Genomic DNA, 17,205 nt, shown 5'->3' with positions numbered 1-17,205 from the left:
TCCCGCGTCGGTCAGCCGTATCCTGCGCCGGGCCAGGCTGAGCCGATGGCGCGATCTGAATCCGCCGCCGCCCGTGGTTCGCTATGAGCACCCTTGCCCGGGGGATCTGCTGCACCTGGACATCAAGGGCATGACGCGCTTCGGGGAGGTCTCGCTGCGTGGCGATGGCAGGCTGCGGGGCAAAAAACAGCATCCAGGCTTTTTGGCACTGCACGTGGCCGTGGATGACCACTCCCGGCTGGCCTTTACCCAGATACTGCCTGATCAGAAGGCACACACCACCATCGGCTTCCTGCGCGATGCCCTCGCCTTCTTCGCCACACACGGCGTCACCGTCAGATCGCTGCTCACCGACAACGGCTCCAGTTACCGCTCTCAGATATTCCGCCAGGCCTGTGCCGCCATGCAGCTCACTCACCGACGCACCCGACCCTACACTCCAAGAACAAACGGCAAGGCGGAACGCTTCATACAGACCGCCCTCAGAGAATGGGCCTATGCAAAACACTGGCTCAACTCCGCTCAAAGAGACCTACACCTCAAACCATGGAACGACTTCTACAACCTAAAAAGACCCCATGGTAGCCTCAACTACAACTCGCCCATCAGCCGTATCGGTAATGAAACAACCTCTTGACCTTCTACAGGCACGCCAAGCAGCGTAAACGGCGCAACCGTCCATCCGCGTAGCACCACCGCATATCGGCTGTTCGCCCATGTTACGAAGAAGGACCACACCAGGACGCTCGCGATCTGAGGCGCAATGCGGCGAAGTACTGAAAGCCGCCACATGGCAACTAGCTCCCAGAAGGTTGGCCTATCCCGAACGATCATCAAACACTCCTCATTTGAGGATAGCCAAGATAGGAGGCGGCAGCCAGGAGCGCGTTAGAGTCGCTGTTTACTACCGGCCGGCTTGAACCAAGCCGGCCGGCATCTTTCATTCAGAATCAACTATTGTCCTGGGTCGCCTTGTTCGAAAACAAGAAGACCCAGTCTTTCTAGCTGGTAGAAGACGCGTCCTTAACCGGACCTGTTTTATTTGGTTTCGGTGCCGGGACGCACGACGTTGGGGTCGAGCCGGTTTGCTCCTTGAAACGGCAGCATCCACCCAGGGTATTCCGGCGGGAGTTGGCTGACCTGGTTGAGCTGCTGCAATTCCTCAAGGCTGAGCTTCACATTCACCGCGGCGAGATTGTCCTGGAGCTGATCCGGACGCTTTGCTCCGATGATCACAGATGTGACGACCGGTTGATGTAACAGCCACGCGAGCGCAATGCGAGCCGGTGAGCAGCTGTGGGCTTCGGCGATCGGTCGCATGATATCGAGGATGCGCCAAGCGCGCTCCTTGTCGACCACGGGGAAGTCAAACTCCGACCGGCGCGAATCTTCAGGTTTCTGATTCTCACGGCTGAACTTTCCGGAAAGCAATCCGCCGGCGAGCGGACTCCAGACGAGCAGGCCCGTTTTGGTGTGCTGGAACATGGGTACGAATTCGCGTTCCAGATCGCGGCCAGCGATCGAGTAGTAAGCCTGCAGAGTGTCTAAGCGAGCGTAATCTTTCAGTTCAGAGATGGTGATCGCGCGGGATAGTTTCCACGCCTCCCAGTTGCTGGCCCCGATGTAGCGGACCTTGCCCTGCTGGACGAGGGTGTCCAAGGCGCGAAGTGTTTCTTCAACAGGCGTGACGGCGTCGTTTCCGTGGATCTGGTACAGGTCGATGTGATCCGTGCCGAGTCGTTTGAGGCTGCCCTCTACCGCGTCCATTATGTGGCCGCGGGAGGCGCCCACGTCGTTGCGGCCGGGGCCGGTGCGTCCGAAGACCTTGGTCGCGATGACGACGTCTTTGCGGGCGATGCCGAGATTCTTGAGCGACTGGCCGAGAGTCTTTTCGCTTTCGCCCTCGGAGTAAACGTCCGCGGTGTCGAAAAAGTTCACGCCAGCATCGATGGAGCCTTTAATGAGTGCATCTGCGCCTGCCTGATCGACTTGGCCAATCTTGCTCCAAAAACCAGAGCCGCCGTGAAACGTCATGCAGCCGAAGCAGATGGTGGAAACAAGCAGGCCGGTGTCGCCGAGTGTCTTGTATTGCATGTAGGAGATCCTTGAGCCGATGAAGTCGGCTGGCTAATTCGATGCCAGACGGACGCCGACGATTCGGTAGCTTTGAGAGCGATAGCTGCCGCCGTTCAGGGCGTCTCGCCGGTCGACGCGATCGGTCCAAGCACGGCGAACCCATGTCGCAACATATCCCCACCCGTGAGGATGCTACATTATCGTGAATTGAAGTCAGGTTCGAAGGATCACTCGTTGGCCGTATCAAAAAAAAGGGCCTGCGCCGGAGCATGCCGGCACAGGCCCTGTGACGAGTGTTATTGTACTTACTGGCCGCTCACCAGAGCCACTAAGCTGCCCGCATCGTGGCGTCTTGCGGGAGCGTCCAGTCTTGAGGTGATCCGGGACCCGAGCTGAACGGTACGCAGCTCATGGGTGCCACCGAGATCATCGAACTTCATCTGAAGGGGTTTCTCGATCGCCATTTCATCGGCAGGCGAGACTACCCAGACAATGGCTTCCTTCGGATCTGCAATGTTGCGCAGTGTGAGAACGCTCTTGTCCATATCGAGCGAAGCGTCGTACTCGCCGGCAGGAAACCAGATGCCGTGAGTTTCGAAATTGAAAGGGACGTTCACCACTGCTCTATCTGCAGCGAAAGCAGCAGTAGCGCAGAGGGCGACGGACATGAAAGCGATAGACCGGAGCATAGAACGCATAGCGTTTTCTCCTACGAGAAAGACACTAGCGGTTACACAACAGAGCTGTCGTTAAATCCGCATCCAATAGCTATCAAATTTGCAAACTTCTGCGATTGCGTCAGGCAATGCGAATCAATACCTACTCGGAACATCCTCCTTCCGAAAAAAGCTACGTGCTCCCATCGACATTGGCGCGCTGGCCTGCAACCGTTTGCACGAAGTCGATGAAGGCCCGCAGCTTTGCCGGAGGCAATGTGCGCGAGGGATAGAGCATGTTGAGAGGGAATGTTTCATCGGGCCAGTCTTGGAAAAAGATTGATAAGCTTGCCGGCTTTGAGCAGTGGCTGAATTTCAAGGTTCATCACTCGCGCGATTCCGACGCCAGCAAGACAGGCCGCCAGCAGAGTGCCCACGTCCGTCAACGTAAGACGGCTATTGGTTTTGACTGGAACGACTTTGCGGCCCCGATGAAACTCCCATTCATACGGTTGTCCGGTGGCGGAATTCCCGAATTGAAGACAATTGTGGTGACTAAGATCTGCGGGCCGACTGGGGCGACCGAATCGTTTGATATAACCGCCCCTCGCGCTCACGCAGAACAGGTAGCAGACCTGTTCTGCGACATGCTCCGATCATTTACACGGCAGCCTTACCAGACATAGGTGCCGACAGCTCCCGACTTGAGCGACGTTGCAACGGATCTGCCGTGGTAGCGGATTTCAAAATCCTGCGCGGTGCTCCCTGGGTTCGCGACGATCACAACACGCTTTCCATTTGGAGCGCTGAATGCGACGTTAGGCAAGTCCACCGAAGAACTGGAGGCGATGCGAATGGAACCGGGAGGTACAAATTTCGAAGCCTGCGCGACGGTATAGTAGGCGAGGTTGCGTGTAATCCTGTCGCCGTCCAGCGTGATCGCGCCCTCACATACCGGGCAGCCTCCACTATCGGTGTGAGGGCCAAAACCGGGATCCGCAGCGAGATTCCACAAGAGCACATTGCGGCTCCAGTTACGCGGAGCCGCAACTATAAGCCGCGCAACCGCTCGCGCAACTTCAAGGCTCGGATCATCTTTCCGATCGACGGTCATCTGCTCGGTAAAGTAGAGGTTCTTCTTTGGATAGGCCTCATGCACTTGAGTCAGCGCACTCATCTCGCCTTCATAGAGATGGAAGGCCGAACCATCGACATAAGCCTGCGCTTCTGGGTCCTTCAGAATAGTGAGCGGATAGTCGGGCCGGTCGCAGTTGTGATCATAGACATTGATCTTGGTCTTGATGTCTGCTTTGTGAAAAGCCGGTCCAAGCGCTGTTTTGATGAAGACGGCCTGATCTTCTGCCTGCATCACCATACTGGGCGTGTTGTGCGGATTCAGCGGCTCGTTCTGCACGGTAATTGCGTCGATGCGAATTCCCTGCTCCTTCACCGTCTCGATGTACTTCACGAAATACTGAGCGTAGGCGGTGTAATACTCCGGCTTGAGGTTGCCGTTTTTAAGAGCGCCATTGGTCTTCATCCACGCGGGCGCAGACCACGGAGAACCGAGAATTTTGATAGAAGGCTGAATGCCAAGGATTTCCTTCAGGATCGGGATAACAGTCGTACTGTCGGGACCCAGATTAAACTTTGCCAGCGAGGGATCGGTCTCTCCCGCAGGCAGATCGTCATACGTGAAGGCGTGGTCATTCATGTCAGAAGAGCCGATGCTGACACGCAGATAGCTCACCGCAATGCCGTTGTTTTCCGAGCCGAAAAGCTCATGCAACAGATCGTTTCGCTGCGCAGCGCTCATGCGCATGAGCAGTTGCGCGCTGCCTCCGGTAAGTGCGAATCCGAAGCCGTCCATCGATTGGTATTTCTCCTTATCGTTCACCTCGATAACTTGCAGATTCGTGCCCGGCTTGTGGAAACGCAGAGGCTCCGGCTGTTTCGCAAGCAATGACGTTCGATCTGCCGTGGTAAGCCATAAGGAGACGGTTTTTCCATGTTGCGCCTGCAACGTAATCACCGAGAGCATCCAAACCGGAAGCGCAATCCAACGAAGAAACCTGAAGCCCATTCGCCCTCCTTGAACAATGGCTGTTGATCGGCTTTATTTCCATGTTAGTGCCAGTGAGATTCTGACTCTCTTTATGCAAAGCCAGAGATCCTCTTGAAACAGATAACGGGAAGAGACGGCGTTCTTCCGCCGTCTTTTCCCGGAAAGATTACATTTTATGAATGAGAAGAATCGGCCATAGAGCTGAATCTGTCTTCCACCGGAAAGGCAGGCATGTAATTTTCCTCCGATATCTGTAGAGTGGCAGCGATCCTGCACGTCTACCCCTTCAATATCGAATGAATCGCGAGGCGAAGCAATTACCTCGCAGGTAATCGTCGATCAATGAGCAGGCATGCCTAGATATTCACGGTAGGGCTGTCGAAACTGAGAAGCCACCTCAGCGAGCGCTAAATCGCCAAATGCTTCATTGCTTCGCCAATTCCTCGGCGCCTTCCTGCTTCTCCAAGCCGATTCGCTATGAGGTTCCTTTACGCAGAGGGAGGAAGTCCGGGTCTGCGTGCTGCCACGCTTGCTTCGCCTGGCGTTCGGCTTTGGCCGCGTTCGGTGCGTCACCCATCCGGTGAAGTACTCTGGCCAGCTGAATTGCGGCCAGCGGGATATAAGGCGAGTCCGGCATCAGCCCGAGGTACCCGATTACGCTGCGAAATTCAGCCGCAGCCTTATCGGGGTGCCCGGCATCCTGGTAGGCCAGACCGCGATAGTACGCCGGAGCCAGGTTCAGAGCGCTGCACGCGTCGTAAGGCCGCGCCCGCTCGAGCGCTTGAATCGCTGCCTGCGGGTTATGCTTTGCAAGCTGGACCGCGGCTCGTATCGAGGGCAGCTGGGCATCGTTGAGAATGGTGTCGAGTGGGGCTTGCGCGGCGGCCTTTGCCGCTTCGGATTCAGCCAAAGCGGTGTCCCCGCTGCGACCCAGAGCCAGCGCCGCCCCGGCCTGGATGCTCAAACTCTGCGGCGCCAACCGCAGCGCGTCGAGCGCCAGCATGCGCGCTTCGCGCCGATAGCCGCAGTCGACCTCGAGAAGTGCTTCATCCACGTCGATGGTTGCCGCCAGCTCTGAGAATCCCTGGGCCAGCGCCGTCTGCCGGGCATGCGCGAAGAGCTTTCTTCCCGCGTTGAGCTTTCCCTGGTACATCGCAACCCATGCCACGTCGTCCAGCAGTTCGCTCTCTGCCGCGTTCCCGCGCGACCAAAGGATCTGCTCCTGCATTGCGGCCTCGTCGTTGCGCAAAAAAGCGAGCAGGAAACAGGATTCGTGCAGCATGGCGCTGTCGCCCTTCCCGCCCTGCACATGGCTGCACAGGGTTTGCAACTGCCCTTGTTCGCCGGTCTCGAGGTACATGCGTGCCAGCGCGGCCTGCGACATTGACGACGCTCCATCAAGCTGCACCGCGGTGCGCGCCACGTCCGCTGCCTTTTCCGGTTCGCCCAGGTCCAGATACTCCAGCGCGAGATTCTGGTACGGCGAGGCGTCCCGGGGATAGAGCGACCGCCACAGCTCGTAGGCTTCGATCGCCCGCTGGATCTGCCCTGAGATCAGGTAGTAGTGCGCAGCAATGTAAAGCCGTTCACGGTCGGTAGTATGCTCCCGCAGGTCGAATGCCTTCTTGAAATAGTCGGCGCTCTGCGTCTGCTCGGCGGCGTTCGAGTAAATGGCCCCCAGGCGAGCATAGGCCATCGCAAACTGCGGGTCGAGATCGACCGCAAGCTTGTAATCCGGGATGGCCTCAAACTCCTGCCCGCTGTCACGCTTCTCTTCGCCGAGCGTAAAGGCCCTGAGCGCCGCCAGGGACGAGGTCGTGGCCTGAGCGAGCGGCATGTTGAACCTCTGCAGAGAAGCGCCGGATTCGCCGAGGCTTCTGCGCATCCGGTTCGTCGCCTGGTCCAGGGCCGCAAGCACCGTTTCCCGGCTCTCTGCTTTCGCTTTTTCAGTGGTCAGCAAGCTGCCGTCGGTGCAGCTTCGAGCCGCCGTCGTCACTTCATATCCTGTCGATCGGGCCATAATGGCGCCGGTGATCAGCACCTTGCCGCCCAACGACGCGCAGCCTTTGAGGAGTTGCTTGAGCGGAGCGGAGGCCGGCTCGGGAACAGTTCCCAGGAAGCTTTGTTCGGGTATCAAATTAAGGTAAGGCGACTCTTCAAGCTTGACCCGGAAAGCATGTCCCATGCCGTTGTAGGAGTCGTCCCCGGAATTGTTGATGAAGCCGCCGAGCACGACCGGGTCCGAGCTGTCGGCCAGCGGCCTGTGCCGGTGAGGATAAAACCAGACCAGCCCGGCCGCCGATACGATCAGCACGGAGAGAGCAAATGCGGCGATCCGGATCGAGCGCCGGTGCAGGAAGCTTTCCGTCTTTGCCGCTTGTTCCAGATGGTTGGGTGGATCGTCACGCCCTGCATCGTCCGGCACAGCCTGACCCGAAGCGACGGCGGCATCGCCGAAGGCGGTATCGGTCCCCATCCCGAAAGCTGGTGAGAAGATGGGCTCTACGCTGCCATTGAACCGATACCCTCGCCCCCGGATGGTCTCGATATGCCGTGCGGTTGCGCCAGCCTTTTCTCCGAGCGCTTCACGCAGCTTAGCGGCGGCCACGTGCAAGCCATTGTCCAGCTCCCCGAAAATCCGGTCGCTCCACAGCCGGCTGCGCAGCGTTTCTTTGGAGACCACTTCGCCCGGAGACTCGAGCAGTACCAGCAGAAGCTGAAAGGGCAGCTCTTCGATTTTTATCCGCTTTTCGTCGCGCAGCAGCACGCCGTTCCTGATTCGTACCTCGAACCGGCCGAACCGGTAGCCGTCGTACGCGGGTTGGATCGTTTCAGTCAAAAATGGCGATTTCAGGATAACAAAGCGTTAAAATTTCTCCCCCCGCCGGCAGGTAAGGAGATCGAGGTCGTTCTCCAGGTTTCGGTGGGTCGGTTACAAGTTGATGAAATAAATGAGCTTATTGGTTAAGAATTGCTTAAGCATAAGTTTTGTTGACTTTGCTGCAACAAAACGTTTTTCTGGCTTCAGTTTCCTCCCTGCTGGCACCTCGTAGTCTTCAATTCGCTTTCCGCCCTCGGTTTCGGGAGGTGGAGTCGTTCGCCCGGTCTTTTTGTCATTGTTCATACGCCTTTGCCCAGCCAGTCAGACTGGTTTGCGTTGGGGTGTTTCTTCAGAGCTTCGCAGTCCTTCACGGAGATCAATGTGACGTATCCGAGATCCATCAACCTTACCCTGGCGTCCGCCCGCGTCTGCCGGGCACAGGATGTGGTTCAGGGTATGGAGACTTCCCAACCCAGCCAATCTCCCCGGCTGACGCGGCGGTACATATCCGTCGTGCGCCCGATGGACTAGAAGCCGTCTCGTAATCCGCGACTCGATGACTGCGCAGAGCCGGCAGTTTCCAGGCATCGTGGGAATTTTCACCTGGCCATCCCGGCCTCTTTAGAACTCACGCCGCTTTTACGGATGGATGCCGCTCCGTCATACGGAGTTCCATCCTCCGAAAAAGCCCCGACTCCAACATCGCTTCAAGGCGCCTGTTCCCATCTCCAGACGACGCCGAACACTTATCTTTCGCCGAGGATCAACAACGTGAAGCCTGCTTTCTTCAGTGTGCGATTTGTCCGTTTTTATATGGGAATGGCGTTGTTTGCCGCTTCTGCCCTGGCCCAATCCAGCGCTCCGTCTCTTCAAACCGCCGCTGCGGCCGCCGCCCCGCTTGATCGCGTACGCGGGCCTGTGACTGTCGCACGCACGCCATTAAAAGGGCAGACGCGGCCGCTGGATCGTTCCGCCATCGATCTCGGCCAGGTGCCGGACTCCATGTCCACCGGACGCATGGTCTTGTGGCTTCGCCGAAGCGCCGTGCAGCAGGCCCAGCTCAGCCAATTTCTCAGCCAGACGCAGAACAAGAACTCGGCAAGCTATCGCCATTGGATGACGCCGGAAAGTTATGGCGCGGCGTATGGAATCTCGGATCACGATCTGGCCGCGGTGCAGCAATGGTTGGAGGCGAGCGGTCTCAAAGTGGAGCGGATCTCCGCCGCGCGCAACGCCATTCTGTTCTCCGGCACCGCCGGCTCGCTGACCAGCGCCTTCAACACCAGCATTCACAGCTACCGCGTTGGCCAACAGACGCGATTCTCAAACGCTGCGGACCCTGAAATTCCTGCCGCGCTCGCCCCGGTCATCTCCGGTGTTTCGCCCATGAACGATTTCCATGCCCGGCCCCTGCATGTGCTTGGCAGCCCCGCCCACTACGACGCCACGACCGGGCATCTTCGCTCGGCCTTGACCGTCGGTGGCAGCCAGCTCTATGTGACGCCCGCCGACGCCTCGATCATCTATGACACCCCGAATCAGAACTTCAATCCCGCGGCGACGCAGACGCTGGATGGAACCGGGGTGACCATCGGTATTCTCGGCTATTCGGCGCTGGCCATGGCCGATGTGCAAAATTACCGCACCGCCTTTCTGCCTGCAAGCGCGGCTGCCAATCTGCCTCAGCCAATCCTCGACGGCGGCGTGGACCCGGGTGTCATGCCTGGAGATGCCGGCGTCGAGTCTCTGCTGGACGTCGAAATCGCAGGCGGTCTTGCGCCCGGCGCCAGCATCGACTACTACTACGCTGCTTCCACCGATCTATCCGATGGACTCATCCTGGCCGGTCTGCGCGCTCTCGAAGAGAACAAAATCAACATCCTGAGCGTGAGTTACGGCAGCTGCGAACAGGATCTGGGAGTGGGCGGCAACCTATCCTGGTCAGAACTATGGCAGCAGGCTGCGGCACAGGGAATCACGGTAACGGTATCCACCGGCGACTCCGGCTCGGCCTCCTGCGACGGTGATAACGAGGAGCCGCCGCTATCGGCATCGCGCGGGCTTTCCGTCAGCGGAATCGCATCGACCCCGTACAACATCGCCGTGGGCGGCACCGATTTTTACTCGCTGGCCGGGAACAACTTCAGCACCTATGTCAACTTCACCGGGAGTTATCCCTACTACGCCAGCGCGCTCGGCTACATCCCTGAGAACCCCTGGAATGACTCGTCGACGGTAGTGGCTAACAGTTACCAGGAGAACCTTCCCACATACAATCTTGCCGGGGCAACGAACATCATCGGCGGCGGTGGCGGGCTCAGCAGCGCGGCGGTATGCCTGGGATCGGTGGACGACCAGGGAGATTGTATGCAGACCCCGACGGGCTACATTCAGCCTCCCTTTCAGACCGGCTTCCAGGGACCGAATCTGGTCCGCTCTCTGCCCGATGTCTCCCTGCTTTCGGCTAATGGATTCTACGGCGCCGGCTGGGTCTACTGCTCCGATTCGACGGTCGACGACCAGGGCGGTCTTTATACCGACTGCCAGGTAGACGCCAATGGCCAGCTGATTAACGATCAAAATGTCGGAGTAATCGGCGGTACTTCGGCTGCGGCTCCCGCCTTTGCCGGCATGCTGGCCATGATCTCGCAGTCGCAGGGCGGCGCTCGTCTGGGACAGGCCGATACAGTCCTCTATAACCTCGCGCAGGACTACGATCCCGACCCCAACAATCCCGGCAAATACCAGCGGTCGTTTCACGATATTTCCATCGGCAACAACTCCGTCTACTGTGCTACCGGCTCGCTGGACTGTTTCAGCAACAACTTCCTCGAGGGCTACGACGCCATACCCTTCTATGACATGGCCACCGGCCTCGGCAGCGTCGATCTTTCCCAGCTGGTCAGCCTCTGGACATCAACCAATTTTGCCAGCACCAGCAACACTCTCGCAGCCGGCACTTCCTCCGGAACGCTCTCGGCTGCGCCGATCAGCGTGGTGCATGGCACACCCTTATATTTCGGGATGACCGTCACACCCAGCGATGCAACCGGTCAATTCAGCCTGGTCGCGACCAACAACGAAACCGCAGCTAGCTCCTCTGACTTCGCGCCGCTGTATAGTCCCGGCGCCGGCAGCCTGACCACCAATGACCTGCCCGGTGGCACCTACACGGTCAACTCCTACTATGCCGGCGACACCAGCCATACCGGCAGCCAGTCGTCGAGCGGCATCAACGTCACCATCACCGCTGAGCCCAGCACCACCACGCTTTCCTTCAGCGACTATGATCCGATCACCTTACTCATTAGCGAAGGTGTCAGCACGCTGCCGTATGGCGTGAACTCGTTCCTCAATGCGCAGCCTTTTGGAAACAACTCCGCCGTTGGATTTCAAGGAAACCTGATCCCCGACGGTGTCGCGACCGGCAGCGTGACCTTCACCTCTAACGGGACGACGCAGTCGGCTGCCATCAACAGCCTGGGGATCGCCCAGATATCGGCCAGCTCTTTTCCGCCGGGAACCTACGCCTATCAGGCGTCCTACCCCGGTGACGCGAGCTTTGCCCCCAGTACCAGCTCGACTCAGACGCTGACCATCACCAAGGGGACCACCACTTTCGTGGTGCAATCCAATGGAGCGGCGGTAAATCCGGTTGGCCAGGTGAATTTGACGGCAGTTCTCGAAACCGACAGCGTTGCGCTCTATCCCACCGGAAGCGTTTCGGCGACCGCCAATGGGCATACTTATCAACCAATTATTGGCACCCAGACGCAGGCAAACGGTGCCAATGCGATTGTCTTCACCTTTTATATTTCTGCCGCCGATTTGGCAGCCGGCTCCAACACCGTAGGCGTCAGCTACAGCGGCGATACGAATTATCTGGCGTCCAACGGCAGCACCAGCGTAACCCTCGCCGGCGTGCAGGGCAGCTATACCCTGACCGGACCCAGCCAGCCGGTAACCGTCGAAGCATCAGGGGAGGCCTCGGCCGTCATCTCGATTGTCCCGGCGAATGGCTTTACTGGGATTGTGAGCATGGCCTGCACCGTAAGCGCGGCCGCTTCGGGACATACGCCAACCTGCGTAGCCCTTCCCGCCACGGTGTACGGAAGCTCCGGAGCAACATCGGCGGTTACAGTCGCCTCCTATGCCGACACACCAGCCGGTACTTACACCATCACCGTCACCGGAACCAGCGGTCAACTGAACCAGTCCGTGCAGGTACCGCTGCAGGTGACCTCAGGCCCGGGCTTCACTCTGGTCGCCGCCAATAGCTCGCTTTCCATCGCCGCGCCCGGTCAGGCAGCGACCGACGCCCTTACCATCACGCCCACCCAGGCCTTCACCGGAACCGTTGCCCTCAGCTGCTCGGTTGCGCCTGTGCCTGCCAATGGCACCGCGCCTGCCTGCACGCTGCCCAACAGCGTTCTCTTCGGGACGGCCGCTTCGACCGCCTCACTGCAGGTGACCACTGACAGCACGACTCCACCGGGTTCCTATAACGTCTCGGTTTCAGCGATATCCGGAGTTCTCCAGCAGACGCTGACCGTCCCGGTCACCGTTCAACAGGTGGCCGCTACGCCTACCTTCGGTCTGACAGCGGCTAGCAGCGCGATGTCGATCGCGGCCTCCGGCCAGTCCGTAACCGACACGCTGACCATCAGCCCTGCCGGTGGGTTTACCGGCGCGGTTCAGCTGAGCTGCGCCATCTCAGGCGGAGCTTCCACCCCCGCCCCGGCGTGCGTTGTCCCCGCAACGGCCTCGGTAACGGGAACAGCGCCAGTGAACGCGATGCTGACAATCGATACCACCGGCGCTACAGCGGCCCTCGTTCCTGCAGACAGGCGGCCGTTGCAGGAACGCCTCGGAGGGGTTGCGCTGGCCTGCCTCGTTGCGTTCATGCTTCCGCGGCGCAGGGTCTGGGCTGCTCTGGCATTTCTTGTTCTCACGCTGGGAACGCTGGGTATCACCGGCTGCGGTGGCGGCTCGCACGTGACGACCGCGACCGGAACCAGCAGTTCCCCGGGAACCCCGGCCGGCAGCTACACGGTGACGGTCACCGCGACCAGCGGCTCAATCAGCACCACCACCCAGATTGCGCTGACGGTGCAATAGCAGACGAGTGCGGCGGACGGCCAAATGCGGTCGGGAGTCTCATTCTCGAGCCTCTCGCCCGGGAAGACCTCAGGTCTGGCTGGCCGGAACAAGACAGGGATGGACGCTCACAGCCCCTCCGTTGCAGCGGTCGAATTGAATTTCTTTGGGAAAGGTCATAAGCGAGATGAGAAGTGGGACAAGGTTCGGTACCTCCACCCTGTTGACGATTGGCCTGTCGGCGATGGCATTGGTAGCAGCGACCGGCTGCGGCGGAGGGGAAAAATCGACGCCCCTGCCGCCCGCCAGCTTTACCATCGGCGGTACGGTAGCCGGGCTTACCGGCACAGGGCTGGTGTTGCAGGATGACGGCGGCAACAATGTCACCGTGAGCGCCAACGCCACCAGCTTTTCCTTCGACACGCCGGTCGGCAGCCACGCCCCCTACAGCGTGACCGTGCTGGCCCAGCCTGCCGGCGAGAGCTGTACGGTAAACAACGGCAGCGGCATGGCCTCGGCTAACGTCACGAATGTGAGTGTCGCCTGTATTCAGCTTTATGCCATTGGCGGCACGATCTCTGGCCTCACAGAGTCGGGACTGGTCTTGGAAGATAACGGCGGCAATAGCCTGGCGGTGAATGCCGGCGCTTCCAGCTTTGCTTTCCCCGCTCCGGTCGTCGCTGGCAGCACGTACGCGATCACCGTTCTCACTCAGCCGCTCGGGGAGAACTGCGCGGTGACCGGCGGCAGCGGCACGGCTACAGGGAATGTCACCAGCGCGAGCGTTGCGTGTACGCAGCAGTACGCCGTCGGCGGCACCATCAGTGGGCTCGCCCAAATGGGACTGGTCCTTCAAAATAACGGCGGCAACAATCTGATCGTGAATGCCAACGCGGCCAGCTTCGCTTTCACCGCTCCGGTCGCCAGCGGAACCCCATATAGCGTCACCGTATTCGCGCAACCTGCCGGCGAGAACTGCGCGGTGGCCAACGGCAGCGCCACGGCCATCGCCAATATCACCAATGTGAATATTGTTTGCACCGGCGACTGGATCTGGGTGGGAGGCAGCAGTTCTGTGGGCCTCAACAGCGGCCAGCCCGGTGTCTACGGCGCCCTCGGCACACCCGATCCAGCCAATCTCCCCGGAGCCCGCGAGGAATCCGCCATCTGGAAGGATGCTTCGGGCGTTATCTGGCTTTTCGGAGGAAATGGCCAGGATTCGCTCGGAACGATTGGGGATCTCAACGACCTCTGGAAGTTCGATCCCAGGCTGGGCGCAAGCGGTGAATGGACGTGGATAGGCGGCAGCCCCACCGAGGCTTCCCCGGAAACAAGCTACGATACCCATGGTCAACCCGGCGTCTACGGCACCCTGGGCGTGCCCTTGTCTTCGAATAGTCCCGGTGGACGGGAGCAGTCGGTGAACTGGATCGACGCGGCCGGCCATCTCTGGCTCTTCGGTGGAATTGGCGTCGATGCGGCCGGAAACTACGGAGTTCTCAACGATCTGTGGGAGTTCGATCCGAAACAGGGTGCGTCCGGCGAGTGGACGTGGATGGGCGGCAGTTCTACCGTTCCGCCCGTTATTGAATCTCCACAAGGCGTAGCGGGAACGTATGGCACGCTGGGTACGCCATCTCCGACGAATATTCCCGGAGCGCGATATGGCGCCTCCGCCTGGACGGATGCGCAGGGAAATTTCTGGCTCTACAGTGGCAACGGCTACGACGCGAACGGGACCAACGGATATTTGAACGACCTGTGGAAGTACACTCCGGGCACGAACTTGACTCCGGGGAGCTGGACATGGATGGGAGGCAGCGCTACCGTCCCGCCCAATCACTACCTTCCTGGCGCTCAGACTGTTCTGCCCGGGGTCTATGGCACGCTGGGTACGGCAGCCTCCACGAATATCCCCGGAGGAAGATCCGCCGCCGTGGCCTGGACCGACGCTTCAGGAAACTTCTGGCTCTTCGGCGGCACAGGCGGCGACTCCACTGCAACGATTGGATTCCTCAATGACCTGTGGAAGTTTGACCCCACGCTCGGCGACACCGGCGAGTGGACCTGGATGGGCGGCAGCAGCACCATTCCCGGAGCCAATCTCGGCCAGCCTGGCGTCTACGGCATCGTGAAAACGGCATCCTCCACAAGCACCCCCGGCGGACGATACAGTCCCGCAAGCTGGATCGATGCATCGGGAAATTTCTGGATCTGCGGCGGACAAGGTTACGACTGGACCGGCAAGGTGGGATATCTCGATGATCTGTGGAAGTACACGCCGGGCGCCGCTGGAAACATAGGCCAATGGACCTGGATGGGTGGCAGCAACGCCGTCCCGTCGATTTCCGCCCTGGGCACTGAATATGGCCCATCCGGTGTCTACGGCACGCAGGGTGTGCCCGCTGCCGCAAATATTCCGGGAGGACGATACGGCGCAGCAGCCTGGGTCGATGCGTCAGGCAATGTCTGGCTCTTCGGCGGCCAGGGTGACGACGCATCCGGAGCGCTAGGGTATCTCGACGATCTGTGGAAGTACCAGCCGTAGAAAAGTTGTGTCCAGAAAAAACAAACGTTCGCAGCGCACAGATAGCAGATATACGGCGTACTGCAATCTCTCGACTTGGGCGAGGAAATCAGCAGGCAGCAGTACGCCGTCATCGGGCACAGACAATCATGGAAGCTCCGGAATGAAGCTCAAAAGATTCGCGGCTTAGCCTACGCCAGATCGCCGGATGCCGATGCAGACCAGGTCCTTAGAATTCTGGTGCGGTGGACACCATCGGATGTTCCTTTGATTCCCAAGCAATTCTACGCAGGACAGAACTTTTACCACTTCGATCCGACGCCAGGGCGATCATTGCAGCCGGCATCAAGTAGAAGCGTTCCGGCAACGTCACCGCATCAAAAGTAGCATTGCAAAGAAAGAAAGGCAGAGCTGTCTCGCGAAAACTGCAAACCTACCCTACGTCGGGATAACCTGCTTCCGGCCTTCACAGATTTTGTTGAATTGATTCGTCGCGAAGGGATTGAAGCCCGTGAACGATTTCAGGCCCTACTGCAGTCCGAGGTCTGCCATCTGTTTTGGGTTCGGCTCGTCGGTTGCGATTAGGTTATGGCAGGTGGAGCAGTCGTTAGTGATGCTCTTCCCTCCCTTCGCATTGTGCCCCCCGTCATGGCAACGGAAGCAGCCCGGATAATTATTGTGGCCGATATTGTCCGGGTGCGATCCCCAGGTCACCTTCATGAAGGGAAAAACATTCCTGCTGTAAATCACGGAGAGCGTCTTCGCGGCCTGATCGATCTGCGCACGCTGACCGTTCCATATGGCCGGATACTGCGAGCGGTAGAAGCTCTCAAGTCCCGAACCGATTTTGGAGGCAGCGTCCTCCTGAGACTTGTAGTCAGCTTTGAGAAGAAGAAGCCCTTGTTTATGGATGAATGGCAGCGACGCGCTGGGACTGCCCTGCGACATGTCTCTGTTCAGCACCTCTTCCGGCGTGTCGAAGGAGTGGGCCGCACGATTGTGGCAATCGATGCAATCCATCACACGCTTTTTGCCTGTAATCGGCCCCTTCGCGTCGGTTGAGACGAACTCGGTCACTGAGCCATCGTCATTTGTTTTGCCGACCCAGGGAATGGTCTGATGGGTTGAATCGGTCGCGATGTACTCGATGTGCCCCATATGGGCTCCATGAATCCCGCTCAGGCGAGAGAAATTATCGCGGCCTCCCACATGCAATAAAATGAGCGAGCGCGTCATCGAGTTCTTCTCGTCATCCCCGTAGGACGTCTTCACGAGGAGCTTGTCGCCGATGTATCTGGCCGGATTGTGGCAGTTCAGACAAGTGAATTTAGCTGCGGGAAGTTTGTCATCTGCCATGATCGGTGTCGGATAGTTGTGAGACATCACCATCATTAGCTGTTTGGTCCCATTCACTTTCGCATGAACGAAGCCTGGAATTCCCGGAGCGATATGGCACTCGGTACACGCCACGCCTGCGTGGTTCGAGACGGGATAGGCACTCGCCTCCGGCGCCATGACGTGACAGGTCCGGCCGCAGAAGTTCGGTGTGTCCATGTAAGCGACACCGCGGTAGGTCGCGGTCCCTACGATCACGAAGTTGATGAACGTCGCGACGATAACAAAGTCGATGCCATGACGGAAAACCGGATCGCGAAGGTCAATCTCCGGATAGATCGAAGGAACTTGTCCAGCCGTCTTCAGCTGCCGCTGCCTCAAGAGCATGCCGAGCGGGATGAGAACGAGCCCGAAGATGAAAACTCCGGGCAAAACCAGATCGAAGATTATGCCGAGATATGGATTCGCCGACCCGCCATGTCCGAAGATGTCGACGACCCAGAAACCAATCAAGACGAGAGCCGAGGCGCTGGTGAGCGCCCCGCCGATCAAGCTGATGCGATTGTTTCCGTAAAAGAAAAACGGCCGCAGCCAGTTTTTCCGCAAATCTTCGAGACCCGCCATCCTC

General features: G+C 59.0%; 10 protein-coding genes. 4 read left to right on the top strand and 6 right to left on the bottom strand.

What is annotated here, in order from left to right:
• A partial coding sequence (locus XX99_RS26630) for an IS481 family transposase (protein WP_082125370.1) occupies window positions 1–637 on the top strand: 637 nt, incomplete at its 5' end.
• On the opposite strand, the gene XX99_RS28595 is transcribed toward XX99_RS26630, so the two are convergent.
• From XX99_RS28595 to XX99_RS08025, 3 genes are all read right to left on the bottom strand, one after another.
• Complete coding sequence (locus XX99_RS28595; RefSeq protein ID WP_050058846.1) at window positions 592–834, bottom strand: bestrophin family protein; 243 nt, start codon at window positions 832–834, stop codon at window positions 592–594. The genes XX99_RS26630 and XX99_RS28595 overlap by 46 nt on opposite strands.
• A 204-nt stretch (window positions 835–1,038) precedes the next feature.
• Window positions 1,039–2,094, bottom strand: coding sequence for an aldo/keto reductase (locus XX99_RS08030; protein ID WP_050058845.1), 1,056 nt, complete (start codon window positions 2,092–2,094; stop codon window positions 1,039–1,041).
• A gap of 287 nt (window positions 2,095–2,381) precedes the next feature.
• Window positions 2,382–2,774 (bottom strand): hypothetical protein, encoded by a 393-nt coding sequence (locus tag XX99_RS08025; protein WP_156185860.1) that lies wholly within the window; start codon window positions 2,772–2,774, stop codon window positions 2,382–2,384.
• Between the two features lie 254 nt (window positions 2,775–3,028).
• Between XX99_RS08025 and XX99_RS28755 the strand changes: the two genes are divergently transcribed.
• Window positions 3,029–3,418, top strand: coding sequence for a hypothetical protein (locus XX99_RS28755; protein ID WP_050058843.1), 390 nt, complete (start codon window positions 3,029–3,031; stop codon window positions 3,416–3,418).
• On the opposite strand, the gene XX99_RS08015 is transcribed toward XX99_RS28755, so the two are convergent.
• Entirely contained in the window at window positions 3,406–4,815 is a 1,410-nt protein-coding gene (locus tag XX99_RS08015; protein ID WP_082125369.1) for a glycoside hydrolase family 30 protein, read from the bottom strand. The two genes, XX99_RS28755 and XX99_RS08015, sit on opposite strands and share 13 nt — an antisense overlap.
• Before the next feature lie 457 nt (window positions 4,816–5,272).
• Window positions 5,273–7,636 carry a winged helix-turn-helix domain-containing protein gene (locus XX99_RS08010; RefSeq protein ID WP_050058842.1) on the bottom strand — a complete coding sequence of 788 codons (2,364 nt, stop codon included), beginning with the start codon at window positions 7,634–7,636 and terminating at the stop codon, window positions 5,273–5,275.
• 753 nt (window positions 7,637–8,389) lie between these two features.
• On the opposite strand from XX99_RS08010, the gene XX99_RS08000 reads away from it, so the two are divergent.
• Together XX99_RS08000 and XX99_RS07995 are read left to right on the top strand one after the other, a co-directional pair.
• Window positions 8,390–12,736: a protease pro-enzyme activation domain-containing protein gene (locus XX99_RS08000; RefSeq protein ID WP_184084653.1), complete on the top strand. Its 4,347-nt coding sequence runs from the start codon at window positions 8,390–8,392 to the stop codon at window positions 12,734–12,736.
• A 166-nt stretch (window positions 12,737–12,902) separates the two neighbouring features.
• Window positions 12,903–15,263, top strand: coding sequence for a kelch repeat-containing protein (locus XX99_RS07995; RefSeq protein WP_050058839.1), 2,361 nt, complete (start codon window positions 12,903–12,905; stop codon window positions 15,261–15,263).
• 507 nt (window positions 15,264–15,770) lie between these two features.
• Here XX99_RS07995 and XX99_RS07990 read toward each other — a convergent pair.
• Window positions 15,771–17,201, bottom strand: a complete 1,431-nt coding sequence (locus XX99_RS07990) for a NapC/NirT family cytochrome c (RefSeq protein ID WP_050058838.1) — start codon at window positions 17,199–17,201, stop codon at window positions 15,771–15,773.
• Between the last annotated feature and the right edge of the window lie 4 nt (window positions 17,202–17,205).

This window comes from Silvibacterium bohemicum, assembly GCF_001006305.1.
Classification (GTDB): Bacteria; Acidobacteriota; Terriglobia; order Terriglobales; family Acidobacteriaceae; genus Silvibacterium; species Silvibacterium bohemicum.
The sequence above is the reverse complement of the archived record's forward strand: the minus strand, read 5'-3'. Positions and strand labels throughout refer to the sequence as shown.